25 protein-coding genes and 1 riboswitch are annotated in these 24,188 nt (G+C 72.5%); of the genes, 18 read left to right on the top strand and 7 right to left on the bottom strand.

Annotated elements, in window-relative coordinates:
• Positions 1-20: 20 nt before the first annotated feature.
• Genes efp through ACE3QY_RS14580 form a run of 3 tightly spaced genes read left to right on the top strand, consistent with a single transcriptional unit; the run spans position 21 to position 1,868 of the window.
• Complete coding sequence (gene efp / locus ACE3QY_RS14570) at positions 21-584, top strand: elongation factor P (protein ID WP_374456739.1); 564 nt, start codon at positions 21-23, stop codon at positions 582-584.
• A gap of 6 nt (positions 585-590) precedes the next feature.
• On the top strand, positions 591-1,001 hold the full coding sequence (gene nusB / locus ACE3QY_RS14575; RefSeq protein ID WP_374456740.1) for a transcription antitermination factor NusB: 411 nt from the start codon (positions 591-593) through the stop codon (positions 999-1,001).
• 54 nt (positions 1,002-1,055) lie between these two features.
• Entirely contained in the window at positions 1,056-1,868 is an 813-nt protein-coding gene (locus ACE3QY_RS14580) for a DUF1206 domain-containing protein (protein WP_374456741.1), read from the top strand.
• A 39-nt stretch (positions 1,869-1,907) separates the two neighbouring features.
• Here ACE3QY_RS14580 and ACE3QY_RS14585 read toward each other — a convergent pair whose 3' ends face one another.
• On the bottom strand, positions 1,908-2,606 hold the full coding sequence (locus ACE3QY_RS14585; protein WP_374456742.1) for a TetR/AcrR family transcriptional regulator: 699 nt from the start codon (positions 2,604-2,606) through the stop codon (positions 1,908-1,910).
• Positions 2,607-2,661: 55 nt separating this feature from the next.
• Here ACE3QY_RS14585 and ACE3QY_RS14590 point away from each other — a divergent pair, with 55 nt between their 5' ends.
• A complete protein-coding gene (locus ACE3QY_RS14590; RefSeq protein WP_374456743.1) occupies positions 2,662-3,495 on the top strand; it encodes a serine protease in 834 nt (277 codons plus the stop codon).
• A 90-nt stretch (positions 3,496-3,585) separates the two neighbouring features.
• On the opposite strand, the gene ACE3QY_RS14595 is transcribed toward ACE3QY_RS14590, so the two are convergent.
• From ACE3QY_RS14595 to ACE3QY_RS14605, 3 genes are read right to left on the bottom strand one after another with little or no spacing between them, the layout of a single operon-like run.
• Positions 3,586-3,843, bottom strand: coding sequence for a hypothetical protein (locus tag ACE3QY_RS14595; protein ID WP_374456744.1), 258 nt, complete (start codon positions 3,841-3,843; stop codon positions 3,586-3,588).
• Between the two features lie 52 nt (positions 3,844-3,895).
• Positions 3,896-4,303 carry a hypothetical protein gene (locus ACE3QY_RS14600; protein WP_374456745.1) on the bottom strand — a complete coding sequence of 136 codons (408 nt, stop codon included), beginning with the start codon at positions 4,301-4,303 and terminating at the stop codon, positions 3,896-3,898.
• A 13-nt stretch (positions 4,304-4,316) separates the two neighbouring features.
• Positions 4,317-5,846: an ATP-dependent DNA ligase gene (locus ACE3QY_RS14605; protein WP_374456746.1), complete on the bottom strand. Its 1,530-nt coding sequence runs from the start codon at positions 5,844-5,846 to the stop codon at positions 4,317-4,319.
• 73 nt (positions 5,847-5,919) lie between these two features.
• Between ACE3QY_RS14605 and ACE3QY_RS14610 the strand changes: the two genes are divergently transcribed.
• The 4 genes from ACE3QY_RS14610 (at position 5,920) to ACE3QY_RS14625 (ending at position 11,340) form a co-directional block, all read left to right on the top strand.
• Positions 5,920-6,546, top strand: a complete 627-nt coding sequence (locus ACE3QY_RS14610) for an FMN-binding negative transcriptional regulator (RefSeq protein ID WP_374456747.1) — start codon at positions 5,920-5,922, stop codon at positions 6,544-6,546.
• Complete coding sequence (locus ACE3QY_RS14615; protein WP_374456748.1) at positions 6,543-7,160, top strand: hypothetical protein; 618 nt, start codon at positions 6,543-6,545, stop codon at positions 7,158-7,160. The genes ACE3QY_RS14610 and ACE3QY_RS14615 overlap by 4 nt, the downstream gene beginning before the upstream one ends.
• Before the next feature lie 292 nt (positions 7,161-7,452).
• Positions 7,453-9,030: a M28 family metallopeptidase gene (locus tag ACE3QY_RS14620; RefSeq protein WP_374456749.1), complete on the top strand. Its 1,578-nt coding sequence runs from the start codon at positions 7,453-7,455 to the stop codon at positions 9,028-9,030.
• Between the two features lie 216 nt (positions 9,031-9,246).
• On the top strand, positions 9,247-11,340 hold the full coding sequence (locus ACE3QY_RS14625) for an elongation factor G-like protein EF-G2 (protein ID WP_374456750.1): 2,094 nt from the start codon (positions 9,247-9,249) through the stop codon (positions 11,338-11,340).
• Here ACE3QY_RS14625 and ACE3QY_RS14630 read toward each other — a convergent pair.
• The gene (locus tag ACE3QY_RS14630; protein ID WP_374456751.1) at positions 11,337-12,008 is read right to left on the bottom strand and encodes a hypothetical protein; all 672 of its coding nucleotides are present in this window, start codon (positions 12,006-12,008) and stop codon (positions 11,337-11,339) included. The two genes, ACE3QY_RS14625 and ACE3QY_RS14630, sit on opposite strands and share 4 nt — an antisense overlap.
• 97 nt (positions 12,009-12,105) lie before the next feature.
• A riboswitch (TPP riboswitch) is annotated at positions 12,106-12,215 on the top strand.
• Between ACE3QY_RS14630 and thiE the strand changes: the two genes are divergently transcribed.
• The 7 genes from thiE (at position 12,209) to thiC (ending at position 17,896) form a co-directional block, all read left to right on the top strand.
• Positions 12,209-12,802, top strand: coding sequence for a thiamine phosphate synthase (gene thiE / locus ACE3QY_RS14635; RefSeq protein WP_374456752.1), 594 nt, complete (start codon positions 12,209-12,211; stop codon positions 12,800-12,802). It overlaps the preceding riboswitch by 7 nt.
• The gene (locus ACE3QY_RS14640; protein WP_374456753.1) at positions 12,802-13,857 is read left to right on the top strand and encodes an FAD-dependent oxidoreductase; all 1,056 of its coding nucleotides are present in this window, start codon (positions 12,802-12,804) and stop codon (positions 13,855-13,857) included. The genes thiE and ACE3QY_RS14640 overlap by 1 nt, the downstream gene beginning before the upstream one ends.
• The gene (gene thiS / locus ACE3QY_RS14645) at positions 13,848-14,036 is read left to right on the top strand and encodes a sulfur carrier protein ThiS (RefSeq protein ID WP_374456754.1); all 189 of its coding nucleotides are present in this window, start codon (positions 13,848-13,850) and stop codon (positions 14,034-14,036) included. The genes ACE3QY_RS14640 and thiS overlap by 10 nt, the downstream gene beginning before the upstream one ends.
• Positions 14,033-14,797: a thiazole synthase gene (locus ACE3QY_RS14650; protein ID WP_374456755.1), complete on the top strand. Its 765-nt coding sequence runs from the start codon at positions 14,033-14,035 to the stop codon at positions 14,795-14,797. The genes thiS and ACE3QY_RS14650 overlap by 4 nt, the downstream gene beginning before the upstream one ends.
• A complete protein-coding gene (locus ACE3QY_RS14655; RefSeq protein ID WP_374456756.1) occupies positions 14,794-15,357 on the top strand; it encodes a thiamine phosphate synthase in 564 nt (187 codons plus the stop codon). Before ACE3QY_RS14650 ends, ACE3QY_RS14655 begins: the two co-directional genes overlap by 4 nt.
• Positions 15,351-16,184: a bifunctional hydroxymethylpyrimidine kinase/phosphomethylpyrimidine kinase gene (gene thiD, locus ACE3QY_RS14660; protein ID WP_374456757.1), complete on the top strand. Its 834-nt coding sequence runs from the start codon at positions 15,351-15,353 to the stop codon at positions 16,182-16,184. The genes ACE3QY_RS14655 and thiD overlap by 7 nt, the downstream gene beginning before the upstream one ends.
• The gene (gene thiC / locus ACE3QY_RS14665) at positions 16,181-17,896 is read left to right on the top strand and encodes a phosphomethylpyrimidine synthase ThiC (protein WP_374456758.1); all 1,716 of its coding nucleotides are present in this window, start codon (positions 16,181-16,183) and stop codon (positions 17,894-17,896) included. The genes thiD and thiC overlap by 4 nt, the downstream gene beginning before the upstream one ends.
• A gap of 117 nt (positions 17,897-18,013) precedes the next feature.
• Here thiC and kynA read toward each other — a convergent pair whose 3' ends face one another.
• Positions 18,014-18,868: a tryptophan 2,3-dioxygenase gene (gene kynA, locus ACE3QY_RS14670; protein ID WP_374456759.1), complete on the bottom strand. Its 855-nt coding sequence runs from the start codon at positions 18,866-18,868 to the stop codon at positions 18,014-18,016.
• Between the two features lie 41 nt (positions 18,869-18,909).
• Between kynA and ACE3QY_RS14675 the strand changes: the two genes are divergently transcribed.
• From ACE3QY_RS14675 to ACE3QY_RS14685, 3 genes are all read left to right on the top strand, one after another.
• Positions 18,910-19,845 carry a DNA-3-methyladenine glycosylase gene (locus ACE3QY_RS14675; protein WP_374456760.1) on the top strand — a complete coding sequence of 312 codons (936 nt, stop codon included), beginning with the start codon at positions 18,910-18,912 and terminating at the stop codon, positions 19,843-19,845.
• 83 nt (positions 19,846-19,928) lie between these two features.
• The gene (locus ACE3QY_RS14680) at positions 19,929-21,623 is read left to right on the top strand and encodes an FAD-dependent oxidoreductase (protein WP_374456761.1); all 1,695 of its coding nucleotides are present in this window, start codon (positions 19,929-19,931) and stop codon (positions 21,621-21,623) included.
• On the top strand, positions 21,620-22,474 hold the full coding sequence (locus ACE3QY_RS14685) for a hypothetical protein (RefSeq protein WP_374456762.1): 855 nt from the start codon (positions 21,620-21,622) through the stop codon (positions 22,472-22,474). Before ACE3QY_RS14680 ends, ACE3QY_RS14685 begins: the two co-directional genes overlap by 4 nt.
• On the opposite strand, the gene argS is transcribed toward ACE3QY_RS14685, so the two are convergent.
• Positions 22,467-24,188 (bottom strand): arginine--tRNA ligase, encoded by a 1,722-nt coding sequence (gene argS, locus ACE3QY_RS14690; protein WP_374456763.1) that lies wholly within the window; start codon positions 24,186-24,188, stop codon positions 22,467-22,469. The genes ACE3QY_RS14685 and argS overlap by 8 nt on opposite strands.

A 24,188-nucleotide genomic window follows, 5' to 3' on the forward strand; every position in this document is an offset into this window, starting at 1 on the left:
ACGAAGGCGGACAGATAGAGATGGCTAGCACCAACGACCTCAAGAACGGCATGGTCCTCAACCTCGAGGGTCAGCTCTGGTCCGTCGTCGAGTTCCAGCACGTGAAGCCCGGCAAGGGTCCGGCCTTCGTGCGCACCAAGCTCAAGAACGTCGAGTCGGGCAAGAACGTCGACAAGACGTTCAACGCCGGCACCAAGGTCGAGACGGCCAACGTCGACCGCCGCGCCATGCAGTACCTCTACAACGACGGCTCGTCCTACGTCTTCATGGACGTCCAGAGCTACGAGCAGCTCGAGGTCTCGCCTGAGGTCGTCGGCGACGCCAAGAACTTCATGCTGGAGAACCAGGAGGCGATCGTCGCCACCAACGAGGGCCGCGTGCTGTTCATCGAGCTGCCCGCCTCCGTCGAGCTGCTGATCGCCGAGACCGAGCCGGGCCTGCAGGGCGATCGCTCCACCGGCGGCACCAAGCCCGCCACCCTCGAGACCGGCCACACCATCCAGGTCCCGCTCTTCATCACCACGGGCGAGAAGGTCAAGGTCGACACCCGCGACTCGTCCTACCTCGGCCGCGTCAAGGCCTGACACCGCGTGGCTGCCCGTTCCAAGGCCCGCAAGCGCGCGCTGGACATCCTGTTCGCCTCCGAGCTCCGCTCCGAGGACCCCGTCGTCGCGCTCGACCGCGCCATCGAGGCCGGTGAGGGCCCGACCAACGACTACACCAGCACGCTGGTGCGGGGCGTGGTCGAGCACCGCGAGCGCATCGACGAGGTGCTGACGACGTACAGCAGGGGCTGGACGCTCAGCCGGATGCCCGCGGTGGACCGCAACGTGCTCCGTATCGGTGTCTACGAGCTGCTGTGGGGCGACGCTGACGTCCCGGAGACGGTCGCGGTCAGCGAGGCGCTGCACCTGGTGCAGGACCTCTCCACCGACGACTCCCCGGCCTTCGTCAACGGCCTGCTCGGCGCGGTCATGAAGGACCGGGCCAGCCTCGTCTGAGGACCACCCCCAGGGGGTGTCGCCGCCACGGCCGTACCGTCCTAGGTTGGGCGCATGAACGCTCCGTCGAACACCGCCGAGCAGGTCCACGAGAGCGACTGGCTCGACCACGCGATCCGTGTCGGCCTGGTGGCCTACGGCGTCGTGCACCTGCTCGTCGCGTGGCTGGCGATCCAGCTGGCGCTCGGCGAGAAGGAGGACCAGGCCTCCAACAGCGGCGCCCTCCACTACCTCTCGCAGCAGCCACTCGGCGGGGTGCTGGTCTGGGGCGTGGCGATCGGGATGTTCCTGCTCGTCCTGTGGCGGCTGCTGGAGTTCGCCTTCGGCTACCGCGACGAGTCCGACGACGCGAAGCGCTGGCGCAAGCGCGCCACGTCGCTCGGCAAGGCGATCATCTACGGCGCCATCGGCTGGAGCGCCATCCAGACCGCGACGGGCTCCGGCGGCGGCAAGGGCGGCACCGACTCGACGACGGCGAAGCTGATGGACCTGCCGGCCGGCCCGTGGATCGTCGGCGCGGTGGGGCTGGCGATCATCGGCTACGGCGGGTCGCTGGTCTACCGCGGCTGGAGCGAGAAGTTCCGCGAGCACCTCGACTCCCAGGGGCAGGCGGGCAAGGACGGCTCGGCGTACGTCCTGTCCGGCAAGGTCGGCTACATCGCCAAGGGCCTCGCCATCGGGATGGTCGGCGGCCTGTTCGTCTACGCCGCGCTCACGCACGACCCCAAGAAGTCCGGCGGGCTCGACCAGGCGCTGCAGAAGGTCCTCGAGGTCCCCTTCGGCCAGGTGCTGCTGATCGCCATCGGCCTCGGCATCGCCTGCTACGGCGTCTTCTGCTTCGCCCGCGCCAAGCACCTCTCGCGCTGAGCCACGCCCGGCACCGGTCGTACGCCAGCGTGTCGTACGTCAGCGGGGCGGGCCGGCCGCGACGGCCAGCGCCGAGGCCACCATGTGGTCGCGCACCTGGTCGGCGGTGATCCGGCTGATCCGGGGCACCCCGGGGGCCTCCTCGGACACCAGCATGGCCACCCGGCCGAGCTGCAGGGTGCCGAGCCCGCTGGCGTAGAGCATGTTGGCGAGCAGCCCCGGGTCATCGACGTGGAACTCGCCCTTCTCGACACCCGCCTCGATGGTGTGCGTGAGCACCGAGAGGCACCCGCTGATGGCCTGGCCGAGGCGGTACATCGCACTCTCGCTGACCTCCTCGAGGAGGTCGCCGCCCGGGCGCCGCATGATCGCCTGCGCGCAGTCGACGAACGCCGGGTGCGCCAGGCCGTACTCGACGAACGCCTCGACGAGGCTCTCGAGCTGGCGGCGCGGGTCGTCGGTCGTCTCGGCCGCCGACGAGAGCGCCACGCGGAGCTCGTCGAGGTACTGCACCAGCGTGAGGCTGAACAGCTCCTCCTTGCCGGTGAAGTGGCGGTAGATGATCGCCCGGTTGATCCCGACGGCCTTGGCGATGTCCTCGATCTGCGCGTCACGCACACCGCGCTCGTCGAAGAGGCGGCGCGTCGCGGAGATGATCTCGGCCTCGCGCAGGCGGCGGCGCGCGGCCGCGGTGCCGCCGCGCCCGGTGACCGACGGGGCCGACGACTCGGAGCTCATGGCACCAGTCTAGGGAGGCCGGGTGCCGGCCCCCGGGTGTGGTTCGATGCTGGGCATGCCGCTCCTCGGACTGCGTCGCCTGCTCAGTGCTGTGGCCGTGCTGCTGGTGGGGGCGTCCTCGCTCGCGCTCGCGTCGCCGGCATCGGCGGCCGACGACCGCTTCACGGGCACGGCCCGGCTGGCCGGCTGCTCCGGCGCGGTGGTGCGCTGGGCGTCCGCGCTGGACGCGGACCCGGCGGTCGTGATCACCAACGGCCACTGCGTGCGGACGCCGTTCCTCGGCGCCCGCGAGGTGCTCGTCGACCAGCGCCAGTGGAAGCGGATCGAGCTGCTGGACGGCGACGGCGACGTCGCGATGACCGTGCGCGGGGTGCACCTGCGCTACGCGTCGATGTACCGCACCGACCTCGCGGTCTACGAGCTGCGCGAGACGTACGCCGACCTCGCCGCGAAGGGCGTCACCCCGCTGGCCCTCGCCGCCACCGGACCGTCACGCGGTGACCGGATCCGGATCCCGTCCGGCTACTGGACCGAGCAGCGCGCCTGCACCACCACCGGCACCGTCCACCGCCTCCACGAGCGCGCGTGGGACTGGTGGGACTCCATCCGCCTCCCCGCACTGGACGGCTGCGCCATCCGAGGCGGCTACTCCGGCTCGCCGATCGTGTCGCGGGAGACCGGCGAGGTCGTCGGCATCGCCAACACCGGTTACGTCGGGGGCCGTCGCTGCATCGACTCGGCCTGCGAGGAGAACAGGCGCGGCCGGATCGTGATGCGCAGGAACATGAACTACGGCCAGCAGACCGCGCTGCTCACCGGCTGCATCGGGGTCGACCGGCGCTTCTCCCTGGACACGCCCGGGTGCCGCCTGGCGGAGCCGCGCGGCTGAGGGCCGTTCGACCCGGCTCACGGCCACGACACGCCGTCGCCCTCGTACGACACGCCGCGTCCGATGCCGCACCCGCCGATCGAGTGGCCCTCAGCCCGCCGACAGCGCCCGCACGGTCTCGATCGTGTCGGCCTCGTCGGCGGTCTTGTCGTCGCAGTAGCGGACGACCCGGGCGAAGCGGAGCGCGACACCGCCGGGGTAGCGCGTGGAGCGCTGGAGGCCGTCGAAGGCGATCTCCACGACCTGCTCGAGCCGCAGCTCGACGGCGTAGTGGTCGCGGATCGTCTCGGGCGAGACGGCGAGCTCGGTGAAGCGCTCGGTCTGCCAGGCGAGCATCTCGTCGGTCATGCCCTTGAAGGTCTTGGATGCAGCGAGTTACTGATGCAGCCGGGCGTGCGGTCTACTCACTTGCCAGATCCGCTGCGAAGACGCCCTCGGCCTTGGTCGGCCTCCTTCGCCACCACCACCCGGCCTTGTTCTCCACAGCAAAGAATCTGCCGATGGCGCGACCACCGTCCTCGTAGGTCGCCGCACGAAACCGCGCGTCGAGGCTGTCCAACTCGCTCGCACGTGCTGCGCGCACATTCTCGGTGAGCATCGGCCAAGCCAGTGAAAGCCAATCGCGGCATGCCATGTCGTTTGTGTACTCATCGACCATCTGGTCGTAGCCGCGCTCGACATCAGCGACGAGGGATGCCCATGCCGCAAACATCTCGTTCAGAGTGAACGCCTTGCGCCAGCCCGCAGCATGGAGTTCGCGAGAAGCACGATCCACGGACGCGTAGTCCTCGGCGGTCATCTCCGACATGCCGTGAATCTTGTCAGGTTGTCTCGGACGCTCCGCCGATGAACGACCGAACCGCATCGAGGGTGTCGGCCTCCGCAGCAGCCTTGTCGTCGCGGTATCGGATCACCCGGGCAAAGCGAAGGGCCACTCCGCCCGGGTAACGGGTAGACCTTTGAACTCCGTCGAAAGCGATCTCGACCACCTGTTCGGGACGGACGGTCACGACCCAACCATTGTCATTGATCTTCAGTTCCGTGAAGCGTTCCGTCTGCCACTGCAACGTCTTGTCATCAAGGCCCTTGAAGGTCTTGCCGAGCATCACGAAGCCGGTCTCCGAGGACGGGTCACGGGCGCCGAGGTGGATGTTGGAGAGCCAGCCCTCACGGCGGCCCGAGCCCCACTCGACACCCAGCACGACGAGGTCGAGGGTGTGGACCGGCTTGACCTTCACCCACGCGGAGCCGCGGCGTCCGGCAGCGTAGGGGGCCGAGAGGTCCTTGAGGACCACCCCCTCGTGGCCCGCGGCCACCGTCTCGCGGGCGAAGGCGTCGGCGGCCTCCGTGGACGAGGTGACGAGGCGTCGCACGCGGTGCTGCTCGGGCACCAGCGCGTCGAGGGCGGCGAGGCGCTCGTGGCCCGGGAAGTCGAGGAGGTCGCGGCCGTCGACGTGGAGCAGGTCGAAGAAGTGCGGCGTGACGGCGACGCCGGTCTCCTGGGCGGTGCGGCTCGCGGTGTCCTGGAAGGCCATCGGCCGGCCCTCGTCGGTCAGGGCGAGCGCCTCCCCGTCGAGGACGAACCGCTGCGCGGGCAGCGACCGCGCGACCTCGACCACCTCCGGCAGCCGGCCGGTGATGTCGTCGAGGCTGCGCGTCACGACCAGGACCTCGTCACCGTCGCGGTGGACCTGGATGCGGATGCCGTCGAGCTTGGCGTCGATGGCGACCTCGCTGCCGTCGGCGGAGAGCCCGGACATCGCGGTGGCGACGTCGGGTGCGCTGGAGGCGAGCATCGGCATGATCGGCCGACCGACCTCGAGCCCGATCTCGGCGAGGGCCTCGACACCCTCGAACGCCGCCCCGGCGGCCGCGACGGTCGATCCGGCGAGCATCGCGGCGCGGCGTACGGCGGCGAGCGGAACGTCGGCCACCTGGGCCACCGCCTCCTGCGTGACGGCGTCGAGCGCGCCCTGGCGGACGTTGCCGGTGACGACCGCGCGCAGCCACGCCTGCTCGGCCTCGGTGGCCCGACCGAAGAGCGCCTCGACCGCGTCGCGGCGCGCCTGCTGCGAGCCGGCTCCGGAGATCTGCGACATCGCCTCGAAGGCATCGTGGACCTCGAGCACCGTCAGCGACGGCTCGTCGGCGGGTGCGGGGAGGTCGCACACGCCGCGCCAGCCCAGCCCGGTCCGGCGCTGCCGCAGCGCGCCACCGAGGTAGGACACCACGACCTCGAGCTCGGCGGGCTCGACCCGGCGCAGCGTCTCCGCGAGCGCGGCGACCTTGGCCTTGCGGGAACGGGTCGCCGCCACGGCGGCCGACGTGGCGACGAGCTCGGCGAGCAGCATGGTGCCATCCTGCCGCCCGCCACCGACACCCGCGCCACCCGACGGTGCGGGACGGGTCGGGCAGGATGGGACCGTGCCCGACCAGCAGTCCGACCCGCAGCTCTACGTCCCGCGCTTCAACGTGATGGACGCCGACGACGTACGTCCCTTCGTCGCATCGGTCGCGACCGCGCAGCTGGTGACCGTCGGCGAGGACGGGCTGCCCGACGCGACGTTCCTGCCGGTGCTGTGGGAGGGCGACCGGCTGGTCGGCCACGTCGCCCGCGCCAACGCCCACTGGCGGCGGATCGTCGACGGCTCGCGGGCGCTGGCGATCGTGACCGGGCCGGACACCTACGTCTCACCGTCGTGGTACGCCACGAAGGCCGAGCACGGCAAGGTCGTGCCGACGTGGAACTACTCCGTCGTGCACCTCCGCGGCCGCATCGCCGTCCACGACGACCCGGCGTGGGTGCGCGGGCTCGTCACCCGCCTCACCGACCGTCACGAGGCCGCCCGCGACGACCGGTGGCACGTCACCGACGCGCCCGAGGACTACATCGCGAAGAACCTCCGTCCGATCGTCGGTGTCGAGCTCGTCGTGGAGTCCGTCGAGGCCAAGGCCAAGCTCAGCCAGAACCGCTCGGACGAGGACCGCGCCGGTGTCGCCGCAGGCCTCGCGGCCGATGGCCGCGACCCGTCGGACCTCGTCCTCCCGTGAGGGTCGGTCGCGTCCGCGAGCGCTTCACCGGCCGGATCGCCGGTGTCGGCAGCACCAGCGGTGTGCGCGTCGTCGTCGGTCGGTGGGACGACTCCCCGTGGGGCGGCTTCGCCGACGTGATGCTCGAGGACGCCTCCGGCCATCGCGTGCTGCTGGCGCCGGACGAGACGGTCCGCGGCTTCGTCGCAGCGACGTACTCCTTCGACGAGCACGTCCTCGAGCCCGTGTCGGTCGACGACACCGCCGACGGGTGGCAGGTGACGACACCCTCGCTGTCGCTGCACCTGGTAGTCGGGAGACGTACGCCGCTGGGCGCGGCCCTCGCCCTCGTGCCCGGGCGCGTCGCGACCTCGCCCGCCTGGTGCGCCGTCGCCGACCCCGTCGCCCGCGTCGTGCTCCGCGGGGTCCGGACCCGCGGGACCGCCGGCAACGACCGCAAGGAGTGGTACGGCGCGACCTCGGTCGCGGCCGTCACGCACATCACCGGCGAGTGGCGTGGCGCCGACCTGGGCGCACTCGCCCCGGTCGACCCGCCCTGCCGGTTCGGCTTCTCGTCCACACCGAAGCGGCCCTCGGTCACCAGTGTGGTGACGACGATCGAGCGGCGCGCCTAGGCAACCGCCGACAATTGCCCCATCGATGGGATGTCGCGCGGCTGAGCCCCAACCGTAGATTCGAAGGTCGGCGGCTGACCCCCTCGGCATCGGGTCGAACGCGTGCGTCGGCAGCCCGAGAGGGAGTGCGATGAACACTGGGTCCAAGCTGCTGACGGCGAGTGCGGCTGCTGTCCTGCTCGCCACGGCGGCCGCCACGGCCGGATCAGGCGCCGTCCAGACAGTCACCACGGCACACGGGGGTCACGGATCCCACGGTGTCACCCCGAACAGTCCGCAGGCCAAGAAGTTCGTGAAGGGGGTATCCGTCCGGGAGATCACCGGGCACCAGGTCGCACTGCAGCGGATCGCCTCGCTGAACGACGACACCCGTGAGGTGTTCTCGAACGGCTACCAGGAGTCGCTCGACTACGTCGTGTCGACGCTGCGCGACGCGGGCTACCGGCCGAAGGTCGACATGTTCAACTTCCCGTTCTGGCAGGAGTCGCAGCCCCCGGTGCTGAACCAGGTCGCCCCGACCGCGAAGACGTACGTCCCCGGCGACGCCGAGGACAGCGACCAGCCGACGGCCGACTTCATCACGATGGCCAACTCGCCGACGGTCGAGCTGACAGGTGCCCCGGTCTTCCCGGTCGGCGGCATCGTCGACCCGCCCACGGGTGGCTCCGACAGCGGCTGCGAGGCGGCCGACTACTCCGGCGTGTCCGGCAAGGTCGCACTCGTCCAGCGCGGCACGTGCGCCTTCGTCACGAAGTGGTCGCTGGCGCAGGCCGCCGGCGCCACGGGCGTGATCATCTACAACGAGGGCAACACCCCCGCACGCCAGAACCCGATCTTCGTCGACAACCAGCCGGACGTGCCGGCGACGATCGCCGCGGTGATCACCAGCTACGCGCTCGGCAACGAGCTGCTCCAGGCGTACAAGCAGGGCCAGAACCCCACCGTCGACTTCAAGGTCTACGGCACCTTCACCGACCGCTTCCTGCCGCAGGTGATCGCCGAGACCCGCGGAGGAGACCCGAACCGCGTCGTCGTGGTCGGTGCGCACCTCGACTCCGTCGAGGCCGGACCCGGCATCAACGACGACGGGTCGGGCTCGGCGATGCTGCTCGCCCAGGCCGAGGAGCTGGCCAGCGGGCACTACAACCTGCGCAACAAGGTCCGCTTCATGTGGTTCGGCGCCGAGGAGAACGGGCTGGTCGGGTCGACCTACTACGCCCACAGCCTGAGCCAGGCCGAGGTCGACAAGATCGCGGTCATGCTCGACTACGACATGCTCGCCTCGGCGAACTACGTCCGCGGCGTGTACGACGGTGACGGCAACGCGGTCCCCGGGAACCCGGCCGGCCCCGAGGGCTCGGGCAAGGTCGAGCAGGTCTTCGACGACTGGTTCGACGCGCAGGGGATGGAGAGCGTGCGCAGGGCGTTCGACGGCCGGTCCGACTACGTCGGCTTCACCGACCGCGGGATCCCGTCGGGTGGTGTGTTCGCCGGTGCCGAGGGCGTCAAGACCGCTGTGGAGGCCGAGGTGTACGGCGGTGCGGCAGGCTCGTGGTACGACCCGTGCTACCACCAGATCTGCGACAACCTCATCACCGTCCTGACCGGGGTGCCGCCGCTCGACGCCGACGGTCTGGCCCCGACGGGTGACGACGCCGCCAAGCGGGCGGCCCAGCGGGCGATGGCCGGGGGCGCGATCAAGAGCCTGACCGAGCTCTCCGGTGCGGCCAGCTACGCCGTGTACTACTTCGGCGCGACGAAGGACCCCTTCAGCGCCAAGGTGCACAAGGCACGCAAGGAGGCCCGCAAGGTCGGCGCGCGCGGTCCTGACTTCGCGTGGCACGGCCACGGGAACCGTGTCCGTCGCTGACCTCTCCCAGTCCCGTACGCCGCCCCACCCGGGGCGGCGTACGGGGCGGCCCAGCGACTGATCTGACCGTCCTCGGCCACGTCGGGCGAGGTGAGCAGCGGCACCGGCAGCCAGCCGGCGCCGGGTTGTGACAGCCCTTGCCTCGCGGATTCAACGGGTGAACAGTGGGCTGACACCTCTCGGGCCCGTCCGAGTCGACGATGAGGAGCCGTCTCCGTGAGCAGAGACAGTGGCGGCAATGTCAGCCAGACCAGCGCCCCGGTCGCGGTCGGGCCGGAGTCGATCCGCAACGTCCTGGTCGTCGGCGCGGCGGGCGCCGGGAAGACCACGCTGGTCGAGCGCCTGCTGGTCACGGCCGGGGTGCTGAACCGCGCCGGCAGCGTCGAGGACGGCACCACCGTGTGCGACTTCGAGGAGGTCGAGCACCGGCAGCGCCGCTCGGTCGCGCTCGCCCTCGCGCCGCTCGTGCACGACGGCGTGAAGATCAACCTGCTCGACGCGCCCGGCTACGTCGACTTCGTGGGTGAGGTGCGCGCGGGCCTGCGGGCCGCCGACTGCGCGCTGTTCGTGGTCGCCGCCAATGAGGGCGTCGACGAGCCGACGTTGACCCTCTGGCGCGAGTGCGCGGACGTCGGGATGCCGCGGGTGGTCGTCGTCTCCAAGCTCGACCACGCCCGCGCCGACGTCGACGCCGTGGTGGCCCAGGCCCGCGGCGCCTTCGGCGAGCGGGTGCTGCCGGTCTACCTGCACGACGGCGGGCAGCTCGTCGGCCTGATCACCGGGGACCACGGGCACGAGGCCCAGCGGGCGGCGCTCATCGAGGGCATCATCGAGGAGTCCGAGGACGAGACGCTGATGGACCGCTACGTCAGCGGCGAGCCGATCGACACCGACCTCCTCCTCCGCGACCTCGAGCTCGCGGTCGCCCGGGCGTCCATGCACCCCGTCGTCCCGGTCGACGCGACCAGCGGCGTCGGGGCGAGGGAGCTCCTCGACCTCGTCGTGTCCTCGTTCCCCTCGCCGCTCGAGCACCAGCTGCCGCTGGTCTACACGCCGGCCGGTGGCCCCGGCCCGGCGATCGCGTGTGACCCGTCGGGTGCGCTGGTGGCGGAGGTGGTCAAGACGACCACCGATCCCTACCTGGGACGGGTCAGCCTGGTCCGGGTGTTCTCGGGGACGGTGCTGCCCGACGCGACCGTGCACGTGTCCGGGCACCGCTCGGTGTGGGCGGGCGCCAGCGACCCGACCTCGAGCCACCCCGACCACGACGAGGACGAGCGCATCGGGTCGCTCTCCGTGCCGCTCGGCAAGGCCCAGCGCGCCGTACCCTCCGTGACCGCCGGCGACATCTGCGCGGTCGGGCGGCTCAGCCGGGCGGAGACGGGCGACACCCTGGCGTCGGTCGAGACACCAGTGGTGCTGGAGCCGTGGCGGATGCCCGACCCCCAGCTCCCGGTGGCGATCAAGGTCCTCACCAAGAGCGACGAGGACAAGCTGGGCTCGGGCCTCCAGCGGCTTGCGGCCGAGGACCCCACCCTGCGGATCGAGCACAACGACGAGACCCACCAGATCGTGCTGTGGACGATGGGGGAGGCCCACGCCGACGTGCTGCTCGACCGGCTCGCGACCCGCTACGGCGTCGGGGTCGAGGAGGTCGAGCTCCGGGTGCCACTCCGCGAGACCTTCGTCCGGCCGGCCAGCGGACTCGGTCGCCACGTGAAGCAGAGCGGTGGCCACGGTCAGTACGCCGTGTGCAGCATCGACGTCGAGCCCCTCCCGGAGGGCAGCGGGTTCGAGTTCGTCGACAAGGTGGTCGGCGGCTCCGTGCCCCGGCAGTTCATCCCGTCGGTCGAGAAGGGGATCCGCTCCCAGATGACGCGCGGCGTGGAGTCCGGCTACCCGACCGTCGACCTCCGGGTGACCCTCACCGACGGCAAGGCGCACAGCGTCGACTCCTCCGACATGGCGTTCCAGACCGCCGGCGGACTTGCGCTGCGCGACGCGGCGACGCGCGGCGGCACCTGCTTCCTCGAGCCGGTCGACGAGATCGCGGTGCTGGTGGCCGACGCCCTCGTCGGCACCGTCATGGGCGACCTGTCCGCGCGACGGGGCAAGGTCCTCGGCAGCGAGACGACGGACGAGGCGGGCATGGTCGTGGTCCGCGCGCACGTGCCCCAGCTGGAGCTGCGCAAGTACGCCGCCGAGCTGCGCTCGCTGTCGCACGGATCGGCGACCTTCACCCGCGCGTTCGCCCACTACGACCGGGTCCCGGACCAGGTCTCCGCCAAGCTGGGGTCCGGAGCCGACTAGCGCACCTGGCTGCGCACGCCCTCCCACGCCCCGCCCAGCGCGGTCACCGCGACCAGGGCGATGGCGAAACCGGTCCAGTCGCCGACCGGGAGGTAGCGGCCGAAGGCGTAGAGGGCTGTGTTCACGACACAGTAGACGGCGCCGTACTGGACGACCCGCCTCGTCGTCGTGAGCCCGACGTGGCCGTCCGGCGCCGGGAGGTTGGCGCGGCGGTAGACCTGCCACGGGGCGCTCATCACGATCGCGTCGAGGAAGTAGCGGGTGTGGTCGGTGTCGTCGTCGACGGGCCGGTGGCCGACCAGCTCCGCCCGGTGCCGCTCGATGCCGCGCTGCACCAGCCCGAGCGCGACCGCGAGGACGAACGCGATGAGTGCGGTGACGGCGTACGCACCCAGCAGGCCGGTGAGGGCGTAGGTCTCGAGGTAGATCCAGTAGCCCGGGATGTCGTCGGCGACCTGGTAGACCGGGAAGACCGTCGCGCACCAGACCCGCGCGAACGCGAACCTCCGGCGGTCCGCCTCCGACTGCTCCCCGGTGGCGAGCGCGCGCGTGATCTCGGCGTTGCGGGCCGACATCTCCCGGAACACGCCGATCGCGTCGGGGACGTAGCGCCACACGCTGAGCACGGCACCCTGGACGGCGCGTACGGCGACGCTGCGTGCGGGCATGCTGGCTCGGATCTGTCGGACTGGCTCGTCCGAGTGCAGCGGAGCCGGCGGGGGGCCGTCAAGGAGATGGCGGGGTGACTGCGTCTGCTACCGTCCTCGGCGTCCACACGGGAGCCTGCGGTAGCGGGCTGAGAGGGAGCTGGGACCGCTCCGACCGTCGCACCTGATCCGGGTAATGCCGGCGAAGGAAGTGAGTTCCGGTGTCACTGCCACGCATCTTCTGCCTGGTCTCGTCCTCCGACGACCTGGCCCTGCTGCCCCGTCTCGCCGAGGCGGGAGTCGACGGCTTCCAGGTCCGCGACAAGCACGCCACCACGCGCGAGCTCGTCGAGCTGACCCGGATCGTCCAGGCCGCGACGGTCCCGCTCGGTGCGACCGTCGTGGTCGACGACCGGCTCGACGTCGCGCTGGCGACGGAGGCCCACGGCGTCCACCTCGGTGCCGACGACCTGCCGGTCGACCTCGCCACCGGTGTGGCACCGCACCTCCTCGTCGGCTCGACCTGCCGGGACCGGTCGGCGGTCGACCGCGCGGCGGCTGCGGGTGCCACCTACGCCGGCTTCGGTCCGGTCTTCGACACCACGAGCAAGGCCGGGCTCCCGGCTGCGCTGGGCCCCGAGGGCGTGGCAGCGGCCTCCGGAGTGCTGCCGCTGGTGGCCATCGGCGGGATCACTCCGGAGCGGGTGGCGCGGGTCCTGGCCGCCGGCGCCCACGGGATCGCAGTGCTCGGCGCGATCTGGCGCGAACCCGATCCGGTCCGGGCAGCGAAGGAGCTGGTGCGGGAGCTCGGCTGATGCGCATCCACGTCCTCGGCGGCGGGATCATCGGCCTCGCGAGCGCCGACGAGCTCCTGACGCGGGGCCACGACGTGGTGGTCGTCGACCCGGCGCCCGGCAGCGGCGCCTCGGCGGTCGCCGCCGGCATGCTGTCGCCCGGCGGCGAGGCGTGGCACGGGGAGCCCGACGGCCACCGGCTCGGTGCGGCGAGCGCGCGGCTGTGGCCGTCGTACGCCGCCCGCCTCGGGGTGCCGCTGCACGAGGACGGAGTCCTCCTGGTCGGCCACGACGCGGGCGACCGGCAGCTCGTGCTGCGCCAGGCCGAGCTGCTCCAGTCGCTCGACGTCGAGGCGGAGCCGCTCGGCGGCGGCGACCTGCGCCGGCTCGAGCCGTCCCTGGGACGGGTGGCCGGCGGGATCCGCCTCCAGGAGCGGGCCGTCGACCCGCGGTCGGTGGTCGCCGCGCTGCTCCTGCGGCTCGGCGCGCGGGTACGTCGTAGCGCGCCGCGCGGCGAGGCGGACGTCGTCGTCGTGGCCACGGGTTCCACGCTGCCCGAGCCGTGGTCGAGCCTGGTGCGAGGCGTGCGCGGTGAGGTCGTGCGCCTCCGCACGGACGACGCACCGCGGCACGTGGTCCGGGGATGGGTGGCGGGGGAGCCGGTCTACCTGGTGCCCCGCCCCGGCGGGGAGGTGGTCGTCGGCGCCACCGTCGAGGAGCACGACGACGGTCCCCGCCCGACGGCCGGAGGCGTGCTGCGGCTGCTGCGCGCGGCCCGGGTCCTGGTCCCAGCCCTCGACCGGGCGGAGGTCCTGGCCTGCGAGGCGCGCGACCGCCCGGCGACCCGGGACCACCTGCCCCTCGTCGGCCCCACGCACCACCCGTGGACCTTCCTCGCCGCCGGTCACTTCAGGCACGGCGTGCTGCTCGCTCCGCTCACGGCACGACTCCTCGCCGACGCCGTCGAGGGCGCCGACCCCGATCCGGCCGTCGACCCGCGACGGCTGCTCCCCGAACCCGTCCCAGCCGCACCCGACCCATCCGCACCCGACCCAGGAGGCCCGCAGTGCACCTGACCCTCAATGGCGTCACCCTCGACGCCGACCCGACCACCGTGCAGGACCTCGTCGGTCCGCTCCCCGACGGCCATGCCGTCGCCGTCAACGCCGAGGTCGTGCCACGCGGCGAGCTCGACACGCGCCTGCTCGCCGACGGCGACGTCGTGGACGTGGTGACCGCGGTGGCCGGCGGATGAGCACCTTCTCGATCGCCGGCACGGAACTGGGCTCGCGGCTGCTCCTCGGCACCGGCGGCCTGCCGCGGCCCGACCTGGTCGCGCCCGTCGTCGAGGCGGCGCGACCGGCCCTGGTGACGGTCAGCGTGCGGCGTACGTCGACCTCGGCGCCGGGCGGACTGCTGACGCTGCTGGCCGAGGCGGGGGTGCCGGTCCTGCCCAACACGGCCGGCTGCCTGTCGGCCAGGGAGGCCGTGCTGACCGCCGAGCTGGCGAGGGAGGCCCTGGCCACGACCTGGGTCAAGCTCGAGGTGATCGGCGACGAGGTCAGCCTCCGCCCCGACGCCGTCGAGCTCGTCGCGGCTGCCGAGGAGCTCGTCGGCCGGGGGTTCACCGTCCTGCCCTACACGACCGACGACCCGGTCCTCGCCCGCCGCCTCGCCGACGCCGGTTGCGCGGCCGTGATGCCGCTCGGTGCCCCTATCGGGTCCGGCCTGGGCATCCTCAACCCGCACGCCATCGAGGCGGTCGTCGCTGCGGTCGACGTGCCGGTCATCCTCGACGCCGGTGTCGGCACGGCCTCGGACGCGGCGCTCGCCATGGAGCTCGGGTGCGACGCGGTGCTCGCGGCGACCGCGGTGACGCGCGCCGCCGACCCGGTCGGGATGGCCCGCGCACTCCGGCTCGCCGTCGAAGCAGGCACGGCCGCCCGAGGGGCCGGTCGCATCCCACGCCTCGCGACGGCACGCTCGGCCAGCCCCCTGGACGGACGCATCGCATGATCCCGCGACTCGTCCTCCTGACCGACCGGTCCCAGCTGAGCCTGGGGCGCGGCCTCCTCCGGACGGTGCGGGAGTGCGCCGGCGCCGGGCTCACCGCCGTGGTGGTGCGCGAGCACGACGTGGACCCGGTGGCCCGCCGTGCGCTCGTCGCCGAGCTCGCCGCCATCGACGGACTGACGGTGATCTCCTCGCGGATCCCCGACGAGGCGGCCGACGGGACGCACCTCGCCGCCGACCAGGTGGTGCCGTCCGACGGCCCGTGGGGACGGTCGTGCCACTCGGCCGCCGCCGTCGCCCGCGCGGCCGAGCAGGGCGCGTCGTGGGCGACGCTCTCGCCGTACGCCACCAGCGCGAGCAAGCCGGGCCACGGCCCGCCGCTGCCGGCGACGGCGTTCGCTGCGCACCCCGTCCCGGTGCTGGCTCTGGCGGGCGTCGACGTCCGCAACGCTGCGGCTGCGGTCGAGGCTGGCGCCCACGGCGTCGCCGTCATGGGAGCCGTGATGCGGGCCGCCGACCCGGCCGGGGTCGTCGAGGCGCTCCTACGGGTTCTCCGGTGCTGACCCCGCCCGTCGTGCTCGCCGTCGCCGGCACCGACAGCGGTGGCGCCGCCGGCCTGGCCGCCGACCTGGCGACGATCGGCCACCACGGCTGCCACGGCGCCTGCGCGGTCACGGCCGTGACGGCCCAGGACACCTCCGGTGTCCGCGCCGTCCACGCCCTCCCGGTCGGTGCCGTCGCCGACCAGCTCGACGCGGTGCTCGACGACCTGCCCGTGGCGGTGGTCAAGACCGGGATGCTCGGCTCGCCCGACGTCGTACGACTGGTCGCGGACCGGCTCGGGCACCTGCCGCTGGTGGTCGACCCGGTGCTGGTGGCGACGAGCGGCGCGGTGCTCGGCGACGCTGCCGTCGTCGCGGCGTACCGCGACGACCTGCTCCCGGCCGCGACGATCGCCACCCCCAACCTCGTCGAGGCCCGGGTCCTCGCCGGACGCGAGGCACCCGCGCGCGAGCTGGCCGAGCGCCTCGCCGACCTTGGCCCCGCCGTGGTGCTGACCGGCGGCCCGGAGTGGCGCCCCGGCAGCGACGTCGCGGACTGCACCGACTGGCTGTGCGAGCCCGGCGGTCGCCCAGTGGCGCTGTCGCACCGCGCCGTCACGACCAGCGCGGACCACGGGAGCGGCTGCACGTACGCCAGCGCGCTGGCCGCCCGGGTCGCGCACGGCGCCGACCTCGTGCCCGCGGCGCAGGCTGCGGCGGCGTACGTCACCGGGCGTCTCGAGCAGAGCCGCGACTGGTGCCTCGGCCGTGGCCGCGGCCCCGTCTCCCACCTCGCCCCGGCATCCGACAACCCACCATCCGCACCCCACCAGGAGGAGCCCGCATGACCGACCCCACGACCGACCCCACCACCGACCCCACCACCGTCCACCCGTCCCACCAGCGCGTGCTCGTCGGGCCGCTCGGCGTCCCCGTCACCCGCGTCCACCTCACCAACGGCGAGACCTTCGACCGCTACTGCACCTCTGGCCCGGGGGCGCCACCGGAGACCGGGCTGCCCGCGCTCCGTGCGGACTGGATCGCGGGCCGCGGGGACACCGAGGAGTACGAGGGACGGCAGCCCCGCCTGCTCGACAACGGCCGCTCGGCCGTGCGCCGCGGGAGCGCCCGCGACGAGTGGCCGGGGCGTCGGCAGGCACCGCGGCGAGCGGGCGAGGGCCGCACCGTCACCCAGATGCACTACGCACGCCGCGGCATCGTGACCCCGGAGATGGAGTACGTCGCCGCGCGCGAGGGGTGTGCCGTCGAGCTGGTGCGCGACGAGGTGGCTGCCGGGCGCGCGATCATCCCCGCCAACGTCAACCATCCCGAGTCCGAGCCGATGATCATCGGTCGTCGGTTCCTGGTGAAGGTCAACGCCAACATCGGCAACTCCGCCGTCACCAGCAGCATCGCGGAGGAGGTCGACAAGCTCACCTGGGCGTCGACGTGGGGCGCGGACACGGTCATGGACCTGTCCACCGGCGAGGACATCCACACCACGAGGGAGTGGATCCTCCGCAGCTCACCCGTCCCGATCGGGACCGTCCCGCTCTACCAGGCGCTCGAGAAGGTCGGCGGCGACGCGGACCAGCTCACGTGGGAGGTCTTCCGGGACACGGTGCTCGAGCAGTGCGAGCAGGGCGTCGACTACATGACCATCCACGCTGGCGTGCTGCTGCGGCACGTCCCGCTCACGGCCCAGCGGGTCACGGGGATCGTCTCCCGCGGCGGGTCGATCATGGCTGGTTGGTGCCTGGCCCACCACGAGGAGAACTTCCTCTTCACGCACTTCGACGACCTGTGCGAGATCTTCGCCGCCTACGACGTCGCCTTCTCCCTCGGGGACGGCCTGCGGCCCGGCAGCGTCGCCGACGCGAACGACGCCGCGCAGCTGGCAGAGCTCCGCACGCTCGCCGAGCTGACCACCCGGGCGTGGGAGCACGACGTGCAGGTGATGGTGGAGGGCCCGGGCCACGTGCCGCTCGACCTCGTCGAGGAGAACGTCCGGCTCCAGCAGGAGTGGTGCCACGGCGCGCCGTTCTACACGCTCGGCCCCCTGGCGACCGACATCGCGCCCGGCTACGACCACATCACCAGCGCGATCGGGGCCGCGGCGATCGCCATGCACGGCACCGCGATGCTCTGCTACGTCACGCCCAAGGAGCACCTCGGGCTCCCGAACCGTGACGACGTGAAGACGGGTGTCATCACCTACAAGCTGGCCGCGCACGCCGCGGACGTCGCCAAGGGGCACCCGGGCGCGCGGGCCTGGGACGACGCGTTGAGCACGGCCCGTTTCGAGTTCCGGTGGCGTGACCAGTTCGCGCTGTCGCTCGACCCCCACACCGCCGAGTCCTTCCACGACGAGACGCTGCCGGCCGACGGCGCGAAGACAGCCCACTTCTGCTCGATGTGCGGACCGAAGTTCTGCTCGATGCGGATCAGCCAGGACGTCCGGGAGCGGTTCGCGGAGAAGTCGGCCGAGTTCCTCGCGCTCGGCGGGACCGTCTACGTGGAAGCACCGGAGGCGGGTGGATCACCCGCTACATCGCGGTGACCTGGAACGCCGCGACGGCCCGACGGGGGAGCGCGAGCCGCCGCGGCTGCTCAGGGGTCACCCTCTTCTCGGGTCACACCCCACCGCTGGATGCACTCGCGCCGGGGAATTCCCGCGTCACTGCCCGATGCGGGTGCGCACCTCGTAGAGCTCGGGGAAGAAGGTGAGGTTCAGCGCCCGGCGGAGGAAGTCGACGCCGGACGAGCCGCCGGTGCCGACCTTGTGGCCGATGGTGCGCTGGACGACCTGGAGGTGGCGGAAGCGCCACTGCTGGAAGGCGTCCTCGACGTCGACGAGCTCCTCGCAGGTCTCGTAGACGCCCCAGTGCTCGGCAGGAGCGGCGTACACGCCGGCGAAGACCTCGACGAGGTCCTGGTCGGTGGTGTGCGGCTGCGACCAGTCGCGGTCGAGGAGGCGCGCGGGGATGGCGTACCCCTGGCGGGAGAGGTACGCCAGGAACTCGTCGTAGAGCGACGGCTCGTGCAGCAGCTCGGCGAGGGCGTCCCGGGCGCGGGAGTCGTGGGAGAAGACGTTGACCATGTCGGCGTTCTTGTTGCCGAGCAGGAACTCGACCTCGCGGTACTGCGCCGACTGGAAGCCCGACGAGGTGGCCAGGAACGGCCGGATCTCGGCGTACTCCGAAGGCGTCAGCGTCGCGAGCACGGACCACTGGTCGGTGAGGGTGTGCTGGATGTGCTTGATCCGGGCCATCCGCTTGAGCGCGGGGGAGAGGTCGTCGGTCCGCAGCAGGGCCCGCGCCGAGCGCAGCTCGTGGATCATCAGCTTGAGCCACAGCTCGCTGGTCTGGTGCTGGACGATGAAGAGCAGCTCGTCGTGCTGCGGCGGGTCGGACAGCGGCTGCTGGGCGGAGAGGAGCACGTCGAGGCGGAGGTAGTCGCCGTAGGACATCGACCGTGAGAAGTCCTGCTGGATGCCCGTCTCGAGGTCACGCTTGTTCGATGAGTCGCCCATGGGGCGCAACCTAGTCGGTGGTCTCGTCTAACGTCGCACCCATGGCCCCCTCCACCGTCGGCGAGCGCACCCGCACCTGGGTGCCCGACTGGCCTTGCTCGGTGGCGCAGGTGCTGCGTCCGCAGCGGCGCGGTGCCGGTGACCCGACCCAGCGCCACGAGGAGTCGGGCCGCATCTGGCGCGCCATGCGTACGCCGATCGGCCCGGCGAGCCTCTGCGTCCACCAGCGGCCGTCGAGCGGCGACGTGCACGCCCGCGCGTGGGGCGCCGGGGCCGAGTGGGCGCTCGACCGGCTGCCCCGGCTCCTCGGCGCCGACGACGACCCGACCGGCTTCGTCGCCCACCACCCGGAGGTCGAGGAGGGGCTCAAGCGCCACCGGCACTGGCGCATCGGCGCGACCGGCCTGGTGATGGAGTCCCTCGTGCCGTCGATCCTCGAGCAGAAGGTCACCGGCAAGCAGGCGTTCGGCTCGTTCCGCGAGCTGGTCCGCCGCCACGGCGAGCCCGCCCCTGGCCCGGTCGCCCCGCTGCGGCTGATGCTCCAGCCGACCCCCGACACGATCGCGAGGATCCCGAGCTGGGAGTGGCTGCGCCTCGGCGTGCAGCCCGCGCAGTCGCGCACGGTGGTGACCGCCTGCCGGCTGGCGTCCTCCCTCGAGCGGGTCGCGGAGGTGTCCGCGGAGGAGGCCGACCGGCGATTGCGGTCGGTCCGCGGGATCGGGGTGTGGACCAGCGCGGAGGTCCGCCAGCGTGCGCTCGGCGACCCCGACGCGGTCAGCTTCGGCGACTACCACCTCGCCAACTGGGTCGGATGGGCCCTGCTCGGCCACGACATCACCGACGAGGAGATGGCCGAGCTGCTCGAGCCCTACCGTCCCCAACGCGGCCGCGCGGCGGCCATGGCGATGGCCGGCGGACGGGAGCGGCCCCGCCGTGGCCCGCGGATGAGCGTGCCCACGCACCTGCCCACCCGGTGACCCTGCTCCCCAGAAATGGAGTCGCCAGCCCCGTGAGGCGAGGGTAGCGTCGATGCCGATGTCAGGGCTTTGAGGGAGGCCGCATGAGCGACGTCGATCCTGTCCTGCTGCTGGCCACGACCGACGAGACGTCCCGTGACGTGATCGGTGGGGAGCTCCGGCGCAGGTACGGCGCCGACTACGAGGTCGTGGTGTGCGCGAGCTACGCGCACGCCCGTGCGGTGCTCGAGGGGCTGCGCCGGTGGGGCCGCCAGGTCGCGCTCGTGATCGGGTGCTACGGCCCCGACGACCGTGACGGGCTCGACTTCCTGCGTCGGGCGTACAACCTGCACCCCTCCGCGAAGCGTGCGATCGCCGCGATCTGGGGTGACTTCGGGAGCACGCACGAGGTCTTCTCCGCGATCGCGCACGGCCATGCCGAGCTGCTGCTGCTGCGGCCGGAGCGCCAGCGCGACGAGGAGTTCCACGGCACGATCTCCGACGCCCTCGACGACTGGCACCTCGCCCAGGGCATCGGCTTCGAGGCGGTCCGGCTGGTCGGCGAGCAGCGTGACGAGCGCACCCACGTCCTCCGCGACACCTTCGGCCGCAACCACATCCCGGTCGCCTTCTACGAGATCGGCAGCCCGGCAGCCACCCGACTGCTCGCCGGCGCCGGCCTCGAGGACCCCGAGCTCCCGGTCGTGATGCTGTCCTTCACCTCGCCGCCGACCACGCTCGTCGCACCGAGCGACCTCGAGATCGCCGAGGCGTTCGGGCTGATGACGCCGCTCTCGCCCGACAAGGTGTACGACGTCGTGGTGGTCGGCGCCGGCCCCAGCGGTCTGGCGGCGGCGGTCTACGCGTCGTCCGAGGGCCTCTCGACCCTCGTGATCGAGCAGCAGGCGGTGGGCGGCCAGGCCGGCACGTCGTCGCTGATCCGCAACTACCCCGGCTTCTCGCGCGGCGTCAGCGGCGCGCACCTGGCCTTCCGCTCCTTCCAGCAGGCGTGGGCCTTCGGCACGGAGTACTCCTTCATGCGGCCGGTCGAGGCCCTCGGCACCGACGACGGGATCCACACCGTCTCGATGGCCGACGGCAGCCTGGTCCGCGCGCGCAGCATCGTGATCGCGACCGGCGTCGACTACCGCCGCCTCGAGGTGCCCGAGCTCGAGTCGCTGGTCGGCCGCGGCGTCTACTACGGCGCGGCCGTGGCGGAGGCCCCGTCGATGACGGGGGAGGACGTGTACGTCGTGGGCGGCGGCAACTCGGCCGGGCAGGCCGCGCTCCACCTCGCGCGCTACGCCCGCCAGGTCGCCCTCGTCGTGCGCGGGCCGTCCCTCGCGGCGAGCATGTCCGAGTACCTCATCTCCCAGCTCGAGGCGACCCGCAACGTCACCATCCGCTACGGCTGCGCGGTCGTCGGCGGACGCGTCGACGACGGCTGCCTGGTCGGGCTCACGCTCGGCGACCCGCACGGCGAGGGCCCGACCGAGGACGTCGCTGCGGGCGGCCTCTTCGTGCTCATCGGGTCGATGCCGCGCACGTCGTGGCTGCCCGAGGAACTCGAGCGCGACAGCACCGGCTTCGTCCGCACGGGTCGCGACGTCACGACGCCCGCGCCCGACGGAGTGATGCGGCTGCCGCTGGAGACCAGCCTGCCGGGCGTGTTCGCGGTCGGCGACGTGCGCGCCGGCTCGGTGAAGCGGGTGGCCACGGCCGTCGGAGACGGCGCCATGGTCATCGCGACGCTCCACGGCTACCTCGCCGCCCACCCGCTGGAGGAACCGGCTTCATGAGTCGTCAGCACGCCGCGCGGCGCGATGCCGCCGTGGCCCTTCCGATGCGCGTCCTGCTGGTCGTGGCCGCGTTGCTGGTCTTCCTGGCCGGCCTCCAGCTCACCGTCTTCACCACGCGCACCGACGAGTGGTTCTCCTGGACGATCGACGTGCCGATGACCGCGGTCTTCCTCGGCGCGGCCTACTGGTCCAGCGCCGTCCTCGAGCTCGCCGGCGCCCGGTCCTCGGACTGGGGGCGCGCCCGGCTGACCGTGTGGACCGTGCTGGTCTTCACGACCCTGACCTTCGTCGTCACGATGGTGCACCTCGACAAGTTCCACCTCGGCGCCGAGCAGCCGACCAGCGCCCGCCTCGTCACCTGGGGCTGGCTCGCCATCTACGCCGGCGTCCCCGTCGCGATGGCCGTCGCGCTGGTGCTGCAGGCCCGTGTCGGCAGCGAGGTCGGCGACGGCCTGCGCCGACCGCTGCCCGCGGTCCTGCGCTGGCTGCTCCTCGGCCTCGGCGTCGTGCTCCTCGCCTCGGGGATCGCGCTGCTCCTCGACCCGGTGTGGGCCGCGCAGGCGTGGTCGTGGCCGCTCACCCCGCTCACCGGGCGGGCCGTCGGCGCCTGGCTCGTCGGCCTGGGCTGGGCGGCGGTCCACGCGCGGCTCATCGACGACGCGGAGCGGGTGCGCCCGCTCGGGCTCACCGGCGTCGCCTTCGTCGTCCTCGAGGGCATCGCGCTGGCACGCTACGGCGACGTGCTCGACCGCTCGAGCTGGCAGGCGGCGGCGTACGTCGTCGGGCTGGCGTGGATCGCGGTCGTCTCGGTGTGGATCCTGCGGCTCCGGTCGCCCCGGTCGGTCACATGACCTCGGGCGCCTCGATCCCGAGGAGCTCGAGTCCGCGGAGGAGGACGTCGCGGGTGAGCGCGGTCAGGGCGAGGCGCGAGGCCATCACGGGTGGCTCGGCCTTGAGGATCGGGCACCGCTCGTAGAACACCGAGTAGGTCTGGGCCAGGTCGAACAGGTAGGTGCAGAGCCGGTGGGGCTCCAGGGTCTCGCCGACCTCGGCGACCACGTCGCCGAACGCCAGCAGCGCCAGGCCGAGAGCACGCTCCTCCGGCTCGGTAACGGCGACGGCACCTGAGGTGGCGGCACCGGCATTGCGGAAGATCGACCGCGTGCGGGCGACGGCGTACTGCAGGTAGCGGCTGGTGTTGCCGTTGAGGGCGACCATCCGGTCGAGGTCGAAGACGTACTCGCTGTCGTGCGCGACCGACAGGTCGGCGTACTTCACCGCACCGATGCCGATCTGCGGGGCCAGCGCCACGCGCTCCTCCTCCGACAACCCGGGCCGGTCCTCGTCGATCGCGGCCCTCGCCGTCGCGACGGCCTCGTCGAGCAGCGCCATCAGCCGCAGCGGGGCGCCGGAGCGGGTCTTGAGGATCTTGCGGTCCGCGCCGAGGACGTTGCCGATCTTCACGTGCACCGGCTCGACGCCCTCGGGCAGCCAGCCGGCCAGCCGCGCGGTGTCCCACACCATCTGCAGGTGCAGCGACTGGGGAGCGCCGATGACGTAGAGCATCCGGTCGGCGGCGAGGTCGCGCACCCGGCGGCGGACCGTCGCGAGGTCGCTGGTGCCGTAGCCGTAGCCGCCGTCGGACTTGCGGATGATCAGCGGCAGCGGCTTGCCCTCGCGGCCGGTGTAATCGTCGAGGAAGACGCAGAGCGCGCCGTCGCTGACGGTGGCGATGCCGGCCTCGGTGAGCTCGTCGCAGACCCGCGCCAGGTCGTCGTTGTAGGTGGACTCGCCCGCGAGGTCGGCGTCGGTGAGGGTGATGCGGAGCCGGGAGTAGATGGCGTTGAAGTAGTGCGTGGACAGCTCGACGAGCTCGTGCCAGAGCCGCAGCGTCTCGGGGTCGCCGCCCTGCAGCGCGACGACGCGCGCCCGGGCCCGGGTGGCGAAGTCCGCGTCGTCGTCGAACTTCCGGCGGGCCGCCTGGTAGAAGGAGTTCGGGTCGGTCTCGACGAGCAACGCCTCCTCGGAGCCCTCGCCGACGTCGAGGAGGTGCTCGATGAGCATGCCGAACGGCGTGCCCCAGTCGCCGATGTGGTTCTGGCGTACGACGGTGTGCCCGAGGTGCTCGAGCAGTCGCGCGAGCGCGTCGCCGACGACCGTCGTGCGCAGGTGCCCGACGTGCATCTCCTTGGCCACGTTGGGGGCGGAGTAGTCGATGACGACCCGCTCCGGCGCCTGCTGCGGGACGCCCGCGCGCGGGTCGTCGGCGAGGGCGTCGAGCGACGAGTCGAGCCACGAGCCCGCCAGGGTCAGGTTGATGAAGCCCGGGCCGCTGATCTCGACCCGGTCGCACACGCCCTCGACGTCCAGCGCCGCGACGATGCGCTGCGCGACCTCGCGCGGCGGCAGGCCCAGCACCTTCGCCAGCGGCAGGGCGGCGTTGGACTGGAGGTCCGCGAACTGGCTCGGCCGCAGCACCGGGTCCGCGCCTCGTCGCTCCTCGCCGAAGGCCCTCTCGATCGCAGCGGAGACGAGGGGCGCGAGGGTGGCGTGGGCGGACGGCAT

This window comes from Nocardioides sp., from assembly GCF_041913365.1.
Lineage (GTDB): Bacteria > Actinomycetota > Actinomycetes > Propionibacteriales > Nocardioidaceae > Nocardioides.